The following is a 12304-nucleotide window of genomic DNA, read 5'->3' on the forward strand; positions in this document are numbered from 1 at the left end:
GAACTCCTTCAGTCACTGTCGGAAGCCGGTTCTTCCGGCAGGAATCGCAGGGCGAAATCGAGGTGGCGGCTCATCAGGTAGGCGTAGGCCAGCCTGTCGCGCGCGCGCAGCGCAGCGATGATTTCGTCATGCGCGGCGCGGGTGTCGGCCAGCACCGGACGCATTTCCTTGCCGATAGTCATGATCCGCAGGATCACCGGGGAAAGGAAGGAGTAGATGTCCGTCAGCATGCGATTGTCCGCCAACGCGACCAGCGCCATGTGGAAATTGAAATCGTTCTCGGCGGCTTCCTCGATCGAGCGGCTCTCGACGATCCGGGCATTGATCTCGTCGAGCGCCTCGATCTGCTCGTTCGTGGCATGGAGCACGATGTGGTCGCCGATGCCGACTTCGATGATGCGCCTGAAACCCTGGATGTCGGCGAAGGACGAGCGCGAGACATCCATGTGCGCGGCGAAGAAATTCTGGATCGCGATGCTTTGCCCGTCGGCCAGGACGGCGCCGACGCGGGGCTTTGGCTCGATCAGCCCATAGGTCCGAATGGTGCGCAACGCCTCGCGCACCGTGTTGCGGCTGGCGCCGGTGATCTCGCTGAGCTCGCGCTCCGTCGGCAGCACGTCGCCGACATTGAGCTGCCGCGCGCGGATGAGGTCGAGGATCCGCCCGGCCGCGGTATCGACCGCGGACCTGCCGCCGGCGCGGCGGGCGACGGCATTGTCCCGCACGGCCTGAGAGTTTTCCGACATCCATTCTCCTAATTGTTGGACCAGAATATCGTATGATTTGGGGGAAAACAATCTGATTCGGACCTGCTTCGTCGAATTTCGCAGGAATTTGTGAGGCGTTTGTCCCTTAGCGGGCGTCGGATTTTTAATTTGACTCTCATTGTGGTCCAACAATAAGTTGTCGCTCTCTCGAAGAAGGAAAGCGACGATGGAACAGTGCTGGCGCTGGTATGGCGCGGACGATCCGGTGACACTCGATCATGTCAAGCAGGCGGGTGCGACCGGCGTCGTCTCGGCCCTGCACGACATCTATGATGGACGCGCCTGGCCGCTGGAAAACATCCTGGAGCGCAAGCGGATCATCGAGGCGGCGGGGCTGACCTGGTCGGTCGTCGAGAGCATTCCCGTCCACAACTCGATCAAGATCGGCTCGCCGGAACGGTCCCGCTATGTCGGCTTCTACAAGGACACGATCCGCGCGCTCGCCAAGGCCGGCATCGCGACGATCTGCTACAATTTCATGCCGGTGGTCGACTGGACCCGCACGGATCTGGCCTATCGCCTTCCGACCACCGGTTATGCGTTGCGCTTCGACGCGATCGATTTCGCGGCTTACGACCTGTTCGTGCTGAAGCGCAGCAATGCCGAGGCCGGCTACACGTCCGCCCGCATCGCCGAGGCGCAATCGCGGCTGAAGGAACTCGGCGACGAGAAGATCGACAGGATCGAGCGCAACCTCATCGCCGGCCTGCCCGCCACCGAGCGCAGCTACAACCGCGACAGCTTTCGCGAGGCGCTGGCCGAATACGATTCGATCGGGCCGAGGGAATTGCGCGACAACCTCGCCTGGTTTCTGCGCGAGATCATTCCGGTGGCCGAACAGGAAGGGGTGCGCATGTGCATCCATCCCGACGATCCGCCCTTCTCGCTTTACGGCCTGCCGCGCATCGTTTCGACCGCCGAGGATGCGCGCTTTATCCTGGCCGCCGTCGACAGCCCGGCCAACGGGCTGACGTTCTGCACCGGCTCCTATGGCACGCGCGCCGACAACGACATCGTCGCCATGGTCAAGGAATTCGCCGGCCGCATCCATTTCGTCCATCTGCGCAACGTCACCATCGAGGATGACGGCTCGTTCCACGAGGCCGAGCATCTCGAGGGCGGCACCGACATGGCGCATGTCATCCTTGCGCTGATGCAAGAGGAGGCGCGCCGCCGGAAGGAAGGCCGTGCCGACTGGCGCATTCCGATGCGGCCGGATCATGGACATCTGCTCGCCGACGACATCGGCAAGACCAGGATCAATCCCGGCTACTCGCTGATCGGCCGGCTGAAGGGCCTTGCCGAACTGCGCGGCATCATGCGGGCCGTCGAGCGGTTTGGGTTGGCTTGAGTCCGGGGAGACTGAGCGGCTTGGTTAACGTTGAAGCCAGCAATCTATTTGAGATCGCGGAGAGAATTTTGCTAGCGGAGGTCCGCCACCGCCGGACCCCGGTTGGAAGAGCCCGGCGGCTACCGAGCTCGCCGACTCTGGCGGCGAATTCGCGTGCTCTTTCGACGACGCTTCGGCTCAGGTCCGCACTCTCAGCGCCCGTTCCAGCCTATCGGCAATCTGCGTGACGATATAGGCAATCACCATGTAGATCACGACGGCAATCACGAAGGCTTCGAGGTAGTAATAATTCAGCGCCGCGGTCAACTGGGACTGGGCGAAGATATCGACAACCTCGATGGCGAACCCGAGGGAAAGCGCCTTCATGATGACCATCATGGAGGTCGTGAGGTCGGGAATTGCCGTAAGGGTCACCTGGGGAAATAGGATCCGTCGGAACAGTTGGCCGCTTGTATAGCCCAGCGAATGGGCGGCGTCTGATTGACCGGTATCGAAGGCGTTCAGGGCTCCCTTGATGATCTCCGCTTGGAACGCCGCGACACAGCCGGTCACTGCAATGACAAGGATTATCCAGTTGGGCGTTTCGTGGGCGTTGAAGTTGATCCCGAGCAACGAGAGCAGGAACTGGAATGCCAGGGGCAGACCGAAATAGGCGAGGAAAATCACGATGACCATCGGAACGCCCTTGAAGACGACCTTGTAAGCCATGATGAACTCCCGCAGTACCGGGACCCGTCTATATTCGACGAGTGCAAAAATGCTGCCGACTATCGTCGACAAGACGAAAATCATGAAAGCCATGCCGAGCGTTACGGGTACGGCGCCCAGAATTTCCTGCGAGTCCTGGAGTAGAATATCGGTATCAAACACGGTCGAATGCCCTTACGTCAGGCGCTCGCGATGAGCGCGTTCTTGATCTGAGCCGTGGTCGTCGCCTCCGGTGCCTGCATCGGTGAGCGAAGCTCGAAGAACCGCACGATGAGCCACGCGATCAGGCACATCAGCGAATAGATGACCGCCAGGACGAGGTAGGTTTCGAACTGGTACTGGTTATAGTCGCGCTCCATGATCAAGTGCGCGGTCGCCATCACGTCCGCCGCCCCGATATACATGACCAGCGCAACGTTATGGATCAGGTAGATGATGGAGTTTCCATAGCCTGGCAACGCGAAGTGCACCGCCTGCGGGCCCACGACGCGAGCGATCTTCTGGCGGAAGGTGTATCCTAGACTGTCTGCCGCATCATGCTGGCCGCGATCGACGGCCAGGTATGCGGGCCGCATGACTTCCGACAGATATCCCCCATGGTAAAAGCTCAGCCCCACCATTGCAGCGACCGTCGGTGAGAAAAAATCTGCGGAACCGAACAGGGCCACCAATAGGGGAAGCCCGTAGAACGCGACGAACAACTGGAGGACGACGGGAACACTCCGGGCATAAGACACGTAGATGTCGGTCAGGTGGCTGACCACCGGTATCCTGCGAACCCGGAGTGTTGTCGCGACGAGAGCCAGGCAAAAGCCGACCAACATGGCCGTGAACGTGATGGCGAGCGTCAGCGGCAACGCCGAGAGCAACTCGGGAATCATAGCAGAAACATCCACTTTGAAACACTCCTTCTTGCAATTCAGCCTTGCCGCTGACTAACAAACCTAGTCGTAGACGCCCTGTTATTTCATGTACTGGACGATGCCCTCGCCGAACCATTTCTGCGAGAGCTTTTCGATCGTACCGTCGTCTTTCAATTCCTTAAGAACCTTGCTCATATCGTCAGCCAGAACCTTGTTTTCATCTGACCTGTGAATGAGCATGTAGGTGTTGTTGCTAAAGACTGGCTCGGACGCCACGATATCGAGCTTCTTTTCCTCGATGACGGTCTGCTCCCCCAGATTCGAAGGCAGGACCAGTGCGTCGAACTTGCCGTTCTGAACTTCGTCCAGACGGTTCGGGTACGGGATGCCCGCGCTCGATGCCGTCACGTCGAGCTTGTATTGCGGGTTCTCTTTCTGCCAGTTCATGATGAACTTGTAGGTTCCCCCGCCAGCCGTGGTCGGAACGATTCTCTTGCCGACCAGATCTTTCATTTCCTTGATGCCGCTGCCTTTTTTGCTGTAGATCTTCATCAGGCTGGCACCCATAGGGCTCTCCGGAATGAAGAACTGTTTGGCGCGCTCGGGGGACTTGTAGTAGCCACCGACCGCGATGTCGTACTTGCCTGTGGCGAGGCCGGTTTCCTGCGCTATGTCCGAGACGCCTTCCATCTCGAACTTGTATTGCGGCAGCTTGGCGTTGATTGCCCTCAGGAGATCGGGCTCATAGCCTTGTGGTTCGACGCCGATCGCGCCCCACGCCAGCGGCTTGGATTCTGCCGACGTGGCGATCTTGATCGTCCGGACCGTCTCACCGTGGCTGATCCCCGCGGTTGCAAGGGCAATTGCGATGCCGCCGGCAACAGTCAGGGCAGCGCGACGGGAAAAATTGGATGTGATTGCAGACATTTCTTAGGTTCCCTTCTCGTTGAGTTATTGAAAAGCGAGTTCTGACTGCAGGAATTGAGCAAGTCGTGGGCTGGAAGGCGCATCGAAGATCTCAGCCGGACTGCCGTCGGCGGCAACCACGCCACGATCCATGAAGACGATCCGGTTCGAGATGTTCTTTGCGAACTGCATCTCGTGGGTCACAAGCAACGAAGTGATCCCTGACGACGTGACATCCTTGATCACCTTCAGAACTTCACCGACGAGCTCAGGATCCAGTGATGACGTGGGTTCATCGAAGAGCATCACGTCGGGACGAACCGCCAGCGCACGCGCGATGCCGGTGCGTTGGAGCTGGCCGCCCGACAGCTGGGAAGGATAGCTGTCCCGCTTCGCCGAGAGACCGACCCGGTCAAGCTCTCGCAGCGCGATTTCACGCGCCTCGTCCGCGGACTTGCGCTGCACGACGACAAGCGGATCCATCACGTTCTGGAGGACTGTCATATTCTTGAAGACATTGAATTGCTGAAAGACCATCGCTGTCCGGAGCCGGATCGCCTGGACAGCGGTCTTGTCGGCGCGCTGGTAGTCCATCCGAATCTGGTCGAATGCGATGGTTCCTGACGACGGCTTGGCCAGGTAGTTAATGCATTTCAGCAGCGTGGTCTTGCCGGTCCCGCTCGGGCCGATGATTGACACCACGTCTCCGCGTTGCACCGAAAGATTGACGCCGTTCAGGACCTGGGTGCTTCCGTAGGACAGCCTGATATCTCTGAGTTCGAGCATTTCTGATTGGTGTTCCTTTATTTCGTGCGCGAGGGGCCGACGGCCAGACGATCGCCATGCGGCCAGGAATTCCTGCGCATCAGTTCCCCTTTTCTTGTCATCAGCTGCCGGGTCGGCCGGCTTTTGTTGGCGGCATCCAGCCCGATGGTGGTGACGATATGCGACTTCATTTCCCGGCCTCCGCATGGCCGAGAACGTGCATCAGCCGGTTTGCCCAGCCGAAGATCGATATGGCGTGGATCAGGTCGATGATTTCGGCATCATCCATTCCGACAGATCGAAGCGAGGCGATATCATCCGCCGTCGCTTCCGACGGCGCCGCCGACAGTCGGCGGGCAAAGCTGTAGATTGCCGCATCGCGCGGCCCAAGGTTTTCGGTTTTGTCGAGGTACAGCGCAGTGACCACGTCATCGCTCTTGGTCAGCTCCGCATGCCGGCGAGCGTGAACGACGGCACAGAATTTGCAGCCGTTGATCATCGACGCGCCTAACGCGCCAAGTTCGCGATCGGGGCGGGCAAGTCCGCCTTCGACATACATAATGGCGTTGAACAGGATCGTGCGGGCAAGATAGCTTTCGGGATCATGTACGAGGGTGCGCACATATTCCGAAACTTTCTTGGCAGAGGGCGTGACCTTCATCGCTTCGAGCTGCTCCGGCGTGGCCTCGGATAGCTCGACCGGTGCGATGTAGGGATGCCAATTCAGAGGCTTCAGGCGAACCGAGGAAATCATACCGACCTCATCAATCGCAGGCCGGTCGCAACCCGGGTCTGGAAGTTTGCGAAGGCAATCAGTTCGGAGAGCGCGACGATCTGAGGGTTGTTCAATCCGGCCTGCGCCAGCAGCACGATGTGACTCGCCTCTGCTTTTTTCGGCGTCAGCGTGATCAGGTCGACATGCTTGGCGATGGTCGCCAATGGCTCCTCAAGATCCGTTTCGCCTCGAGCCAAGGCCAGAAGCTGCTCCGTCGGACCGAACTGAGCCAGCTGCACATCATATTCAGCCATCAGGACCGGATCGGCATTCAGGGCGGCCATGCGACGGGCCAGAGCAACCCGCAAATTCGGCGCCAGCCCTTGGTCATTTGCCGGACGCATTACAGAAAGGCGACATTCCTCAGCCCCTTGCACGAATTCGGGTCGAAACCGCCGCGCAGCGAAAAGGGCATCTTCCGGCGAAAGACCGGCGGCCTTATCCATTGCGTCGATCACTGCACGGCCTCCTTCTGCAGCAGAGGTGTTGAATCGGCCCATTCGTCACCCAGAAGTTCGGGGGTGTCGTAAGCGATCAGATTGGCGAAGTGGGTTTCGACATCTTCCGCAAAGAGCGATGCGGTAATGCCCCGGACGAGACGGTCGGCACCGGCGCTGACGGCTGGGATATCGCCGGACACCTTCCCATGAGTCAGCATGGCGGCATCGTTGAAGCAGTGGATATGCGCCAGCATCGGGTAGGAGCCGGGAATGCGTTCGCGAAACTCGAAAGCTGGACCGAGGTCCGGCGCCTCCGACATACCTGGACGCGGCGGTCCCATATCCGATGTGTATCGACCATCCGACCAGGTCCGGATATAGGGGGCGAGAGCTGCAAATTCGGGGCGGTCGCTGAAGTCGTTCGAAAAGCCGGTTGCCGCGATCAGGAAATCGTAGCGCATTGCCCCTTGTGTGGTTTCGACCACAAGGCCTCCGGCATCTTCCTTTATTGCGACGATGCCACAGTCGAGGAAGAACCGCGCATTCGGGTGGCGAGACACGCGAAGCGTCGAAGAACGCGGCGGCGGCGTCTGGGTCGAGGCAGTATAGTCGAAGAATTTCCATTTCCAGGCGTCGGGCAGGTGATAGATACCGTGCACGACTCCCTGGCTGCCGATGCCGGTCAGCTTATTGATGCGCGGCATTTCCTTGCGCCGGATCAACATGTCGACAGAACCGGCGCCCGCCTCGAGCGCCGTTGCGGCATTGTCCATGGAAGAGGCGCCGGCGCCGATCACCGCCAAACGCTTGCCTTTCAGCGCATCGAAATCGATGTCGTCGGCAGAATGGGCCCAATAGGTGCGATCGATGCCCTTGAGGAAATCGGGCACGGCAAAACCGCCGAGGCCGGACCGGCCAGTGGCCAGAACGAGATGGCGGGTCAGAACCAGGCCCGTTTCCGCGCCTTCGACATCGATCGCAATCAAATCATCGACAGGCGCGACGCCGGTCATGCGCACGCTGTTTCGCACCGGCAGGGCAAGAACCTTGCGGTACCAGACCAGATAATCCATCCACTGGCCCCTGGGGATCTTGTCCAGTGACCGCCAGGCCTCAACACCCCATTGCGCGGTGAACCAGGCGCGGAAGGTCAACTGCGGCAGACCAAGGGAGGGGCCGTTCAGGGTCTTCGGCGAGCGCAGCGTCTGCATGCGCGCAAACGTCACCCATGGACCTTCGAGTCCAGCCGGAGCGGCATCATAGGCGACGACATTGGTGATCCCGGTCAGGACAAGCTTTGCCGTGGCGGCAAGTCCGCACATGCCGGCGCCAATAACAACGACGTCACGGACCGGCACGCCGTCATGCATTCGCTTGGGGACCCAGGGCTTGGAGGGCAGCTCGAGAAACTCGAGATCCTGCGCAAGTTGTGCCTCCAGTGCATCAAGTCCTGCGGGGGTGGGCGTATGCTTCATATTCCAGTTCCGTGACTTGTGCCCGATGCGGGATCGGTCACCAATTGGCCGGCTAAGGCTGGATCGAGCTTCCTGAAGCCGGCGATCGACCGTTCAGCAACCGCTTCGACCGCATCGATCAACGCCTGTGCGACTGGACGAAGGGGGCGATTTGCTGCAGCCACAACGCCCCAATAAAAGAGAACGGTTACATCGAGCGGGCGAATGACGACGCCCGGCAGGGGCACGCCATAGGCCGTGAGGGGATCGATGACTGCCGCGACCCCAGTCTTGCGCACGATCTGCAAGGCGCCATAGGCAGTATTGGTCCGGATCACCGGGCCGGTGTCGATGCCCCGGGCCGCCAAGGCCTTGGCGACATGCAACTGAAAACGCAGCGGATTGAGCAACGTGGCGACGCGGCGACCGGCAAAACCCGAGAGCGGGACGACATCAAGCTTGGCCAGCGGGTCGTCCTCCCGCACGGCCGCAACATCGGGCGCCGAATAGAGCCGCAGGACATCCAGACCGGGCGTATCGAGCGGCAGACTTGAGAACCCGATCTCGGCACGTCCGCTGCGCACTTCCTGGGCGACGATCGAGGGAAGAAACTGCCCGAGATGCGTCTCATGCGGAAGCTCGACGCCCTTGAGCTCAGCCAGGGCCGTCGGGATCAAGCCGGTGCCGATCGCGGACGTCGTCACAATCTGCAGGATGCGGCCCCTGCCGGCCGCGATCATCTTGGCCCGCGCCGCGAGTTCGGTGAAGGACATCAGCAGGCGCCGCGCTTCCTCCTCGAAGGCGACTCCTTCTTCAGACAGCTGCACTCGTCGACCGATCCGATGCAGCAATTCGAAGCCAAGCTCGGCCTCGAGATCCTGAATGGTGCGTGTCACCGCAGGCTGGGAACGACCGAGCATGTCAGCCGCCTTGGTGATGCTGCCGCTGGCAGCAACCGCAAGGAAGGTCTGAAGGTCTCGGGTTTCCATGCTCTCCCTACATGCGCAATCTGAATGATTGACATCGTCTCATTCGTTTTTGATATATGTCAAGTAGAAACGAATGTTCGCTGCGGCTTTGCGCATTTGCCGGCTCAGAGCCAGAATCCCGATCGGAAGCGGCCGATGAGGGCAGATGCGGCTCCAACTTGCGCAAGAACCTAATGAAAAATTGAAGCTGATCGACAGCAATGGCGAACCATAAAGCCCGCAGCAGGAGGAATATTAATGCGCGTGAGTATTTTGGGCGCCGGAGCAATAGCTTATGGCCTTGCCGCTTATTTGGCAGGATCGGGGCATTTGCCAACGCTCTGGTCGCCGTCGGGACAGCGCACCAGGGCGTTGGCTGCTGGCGAGTTGTTGAAGGCGACGGGGGATATAGAGGCGACGGTTCCGGTGCGCATTGCCAAGGATTGCCAGGATGCCATCGCCAATGCGCACGTGGTGGTGATCGCGCTCCCGGCCTACGGCCACAAGATGGTGATAGATGCCGCCGTCCCCCATTTGATCGATGGAGTTCCGGTCATCATCAGTTCGCATTGCTCATTCGCAGCGCTGTATCTCTCCAAGCGGTTGGCCGAACGCAAGGCCTCGTTGCCGATCGTCGTTTGGGGCACAACGCTGGTGACTGGCCGCCAACTCGGACCAACCGAAGTTCATGTCACTACCATTCGCCAGAAGCTTGACGTCGCGACGCTACCTTTCAAAGCCCAAGATGAAGGGTACGAACTTTGCACGACTTTGTTCGGCGATCGTTTCGTCAAGCGCGACGGGATGCTGGCGATCGCGCTCAGCAACCTCAATCCACAGAACCACCTGGGAATTGCCCTTCTTAATCTGACACGGATGGAAAAGGCCGAACGATGGAGCCAGGGGGGAATGTCACCCCGGCCGTCGGCCGCCTTATCGAGGCTTTGGATGCAGAGCGGTTGGCAATCGCAGCCCATTTCGGCATCGCGGTTCGCACCGTCAAAGAGCATTTTTCACTATCGTTCCATGTTCCGATGGGAACCGTTTCGGAAATGAACCAGGAGATGGACCGCCAGGGCCGCGGTGGCTTTGGACCGACAACCATCGAAAGCCGCTACATTCTCGAGGATGTTCCGTTCGGGCTGCTGCCGACCGTACTGTTGGGGAAGATCACCGGGAAACCGGCCATGCTCCATGAGTCTGGAGTTTCAATATTGTCGGCGGCTTATGGTCGCGACCTCAGGGCAGACAATGACATTCTTCCTGCTCTCGGGGTTGAAGGGTGGTCAGACGCGGGCCTCGTTAATCTTTCGCGTGAGGGATTCTAACTAGCCGCAGCGGAAATGCTGAGCCACGTTAGGGCGTGGCCTTGCCTGTCCGCTTTGATGAAGAGTTTCGGGCGCCGGCAGGTGTAGGAAAGTCCTTCGGCCCATACACATCATTGGAACTCCGATCGTGTGGCGATGGCCGTTGATGACGCGATCTGGGATAACCACCGTCTGCATCCTGTTGACGACATGATGTCGTCCTAAATGCGACCGGGGAACGGTGGTGGCGCTTGGTGATTTTGCATGGGGATCGATGGTAGCGGGTGACCGTTTCAAGCGTTTCCCACATTCCGAACCGGTGCCGTTCGTATTCCGTGTCGCGTCATAGCGGAACAACCGTTGGCGCGAGGAGTACTTAGAAGTGAAGGTTTGACGCCAGAAGCTGAGCATGGCTGCTTTGCGCCGCAAAAGCAGTCATAGAGAACTGCCTGACGCACCGAGTAACTAGCTGTCCTTCGGCAGTCCAGCCTAGATGTCGGGACGACCTGTGCGCTAGCTCACCACGCTTGGCAACGGCGCCATCGGTACCACCGACTGGAGGCTTATGCCGTGCCCTCGCGATAGTCAGTGCTTTCGCGCAACGCGTCGAGCACCTCGTCACGCGTCAGCAAACCCTCTTCGATAGCAAGCTCGATGAACGGTCGCTGCTCGTTGGCCGCGGCATATACGAGCTTCGAGACCTTGGCGTATCCGAGTTTCGGAACAAAGACCGTCGCGAGAGCTGACGATCGCATCAGGTTTTTGAGCGATTGCTCGCGGTCAGCCTCAATGCCGGCAACGCAGCGGTCGGCAAAGATCCGGGTCGATTTCGCCAGCAATTCAATGGAGTCAAACAGGCGAGCGGCAATGACGGGCTCAAAATGGTTGATCTCGAGTTGTCCTTGCAGCGATGCCAGCGACACGGCGGCGTCGTTACCCACGACTGCGAAAGCCACCTGCTGCATCATCATGGGGAGGACAGGGTTGATTTTGCCGGGCATGATGGAGGAGCCAGGCTGGACCGAAGGAAGATGTAGTTCTCCCACGCCGCTGTTCGGACCCGATGAAAGGATGACGAAGTCCGAAGCGATCTTCCCGATGACTTCGGCGCAGATGCGAATCTCGGAGGAGACGCGCGCGAATCCATCAGCGCTCTGCATGGCGTCGAACATGTTTTCGCCAGGGCGGACGTTGGCTCCGACGATCTTGCGCAGGTGCCGGTATACGGCGATACGATAACCGGGCGCCGAACCGAGACCGGTGCCAATGGCTGTTCCGCCGAGGGGCAGGACCAGCATTTCGTCACGCGCAGTCATCAACTTCGGCACGAGCCTGCGAATTGCCGCCGCGTAGCCGCCGAAGGCTTGACCCAGGCGCATCGGTTGGGCCGCCTGCATGCAGGTCCGACCAATCCTCAGCACGTCGTCGAAGGCCCGTGCGCGATCCTCGAGCGCCGCCACCAGATGCGACAAGGCGTCCATGAGCGATTGTGACTTGTCGTAGACCGCCAGCTTCACCGCTGTTGGCACGACGTCGTTGGTCGATTGGCCGGTATTGACATGGTCGTTCGGGTGGATGCGGTCATATTGGCCCGGCTCGTCTCCCAACAACTGGAGTGCGCGGTTCGCAATCACCTCGTTCACGTTCATGTTGATCGATGTGCCGCCTGACCCTTCCAGGAGATCGATGACGAACTGGTCGACATGACGGCCATTCTCGATTTCCTCCGATGCCGCAATGATCGCATCGGCGATTTCGGCGGGCAGCACGCCAATGTCGCGATTGGCAGCTGCTGCCGCATGCTTGACGCGTGCAAGCGCGACGATCAGCTCCGGCGCGTCCCCAAGTTTGCGGAATGAAATATCAAAGTTCTCCTGACCGCGGAGCGTGGCAACCCCATAGAGTGCCCCTGCGGGCAACTGTCTGGACCCAAGGCTGTCGGTATCGATACGGGTGTGCGGCATGCGGGTTCCATCCGGCAATATGATGGACATCAGCAT

Annotated in this window: 12 protein-coding genes and 1 pseudogene; 2 read left to right on the top strand and 11 right to left on the bottom strand. The window is 59.7% G+C overall.

Going from position 1 to position 12304, the window contains the following annotated elements; genetic code table 11:
- Positions 1-8 precede the first annotated feature (8 nt).
- Complete coding sequence (locus tag EJ070_RS16210) at positions 9-746, bottom strand: FCD domain-containing protein (RefSeq protein ID WP_245464896.1); 738 nt, start codon at positions 744-746, stop codon at positions 9-11.
- A gap of 187 nt (positions 747-933) precedes the next feature.
- On the opposite strand from EJ070_RS16210, the gene uxuA reads away from it, so the two are divergent.
- The gene (gene uxuA, locus EJ070_RS16215; RefSeq protein ID WP_126092270.1) at positions 934-2118 is read left to right on the top strand and encodes a mannonate dehydratase; all 1185 of its coding nucleotides are present in this window, start codon (positions 934-936) and stop codon (positions 2116-2118) included.
- Between the two features lie 177 nt (positions 2119-2295).
- On the opposite strand, the gene EJ070_RS16220 is transcribed toward uxuA, so the two are convergent.
- The 9 genes from EJ070_RS16220 to EJ070_RS16255 all read right to left on the bottom strand — a co-directional run bounded on the left by EJ070_RS16220 (position 2296) and on the right by EJ070_RS16255 (position 9018).
- Entirely contained in the window at positions 2296-2988 is a 693-nt protein-coding gene (locus EJ070_RS16220) for an amino acid ABC transporter permease (protein ID WP_126092271.1), read from the bottom strand.
- A 17-nt stretch (positions 2989-3005) separates the two neighbouring features.
- Positions 3006-3722 (bottom strand): amino acid ABC transporter permease, encoded by a 717-nt coding sequence (locus EJ070_RS16225; RefSeq protein ID WP_126092272.1) that lies wholly within the window; start codon positions 3720-3722, stop codon positions 3006-3008.
- 66 nt (positions 3723-3788) lie between these two features.
- On the bottom strand, positions 3789-4616 hold the full coding sequence (locus EJ070_RS16230; RefSeq protein ID WP_126092273.1) for a transporter substrate-binding domain-containing protein: 828 nt from the start codon (positions 4614-4616) through the stop codon (positions 3789-3791).
- Between the two features lie 24 nt (positions 4617-4640).
- A complete protein-coding gene (locus EJ070_RS16235; protein ID WP_126092274.1) occupies positions 4641-5381 on the bottom strand; it encodes an amino acid ABC transporter ATP-binding protein in 741 nt (246 codons plus the stop codon).
- 17 nt (positions 5382-5398) lie between these two features.
- Positions 5399-5551 (bottom strand): hypothetical protein, encoded by a 153-nt coding sequence (locus tag EJ070_RS36285; protein ID WP_189350545.1) that lies wholly within the window; start codon positions 5549-5551, stop codon positions 5399-5401.
- Positions 5548-6114, bottom strand: a complete 567-nt coding sequence (locus tag EJ070_RS16240) for a peroxidase-related enzyme (protein ID WP_126092275.1) — start codon at positions 6112-6114, stop codon at positions 5548-5550. Before EJ070_RS16240 ends, EJ070_RS36285 begins: the two co-directional genes overlap by 4 nt.
- A complete protein-coding gene (locus EJ070_RS16245) occupies positions 6111-6593 on the bottom strand; it encodes a hypothetical protein (RefSeq protein WP_126092276.1) in 483 nt (160 codons plus the stop codon). The genes EJ070_RS16240 and EJ070_RS16245 overlap by 4 nt, the downstream gene beginning before the upstream one ends.
- Positions 6590-8050 carry an NAD(P)/FAD-dependent oxidoreductase gene (locus EJ070_RS16250; RefSeq protein ID WP_126092277.1) on the bottom strand — a complete coding sequence of 487 codons (1461 nt, stop codon included), beginning with the start codon at positions 8048-8050 and terminating at the stop codon, positions 6590-6592. Before EJ070_RS16250 ends, EJ070_RS16245 begins: the two co-directional genes overlap by 4 nt.
- Entirely contained in the window at positions 8047-9018 is a 972-nt protein-coding gene (locus tag EJ070_RS16255) for a LysR family transcriptional regulator (RefSeq protein ID WP_126092278.1), read from the bottom strand. The genes EJ070_RS16250 and EJ070_RS16255 overlap by 4 nt, the downstream gene beginning before the upstream one ends.
- A gap of 237 nt (positions 9019-9255) precedes the next feature.
- On the opposite strand from EJ070_RS16255, the pseudogene EJ070_RS16260 reads away from it, so the two are divergent.
- Positions 9256-10325 (top strand): annotated as a pseudogene (locus tag EJ070_RS16260) (NAD/NADP octopine/nopaline dehydrogenase family protein).
- Positions 10326-10867: 542 nt separating this feature from the next.
- Here the strand turns inward: EJ070_RS16260 and EJ070_RS16265 are convergent.
- Complete coding sequence (locus tag EJ070_RS16265) at positions 10868-12304, bottom strand: aspartate ammonia-lyase (protein WP_245464897.1); 1437 nt, start codon at positions 12302-12304, stop codon at positions 10868-10870.

The organism is Mesorhizobium sp. M1E.F.Ca.ET.045.02.1.1, from assembly GCF_003952485.1.
Taxonomy (GTDB): Bacteria; Pseudomonadota; Alphaproteobacteria; order Rhizobiales; family Rhizobiaceae; genus Mesorhizobium.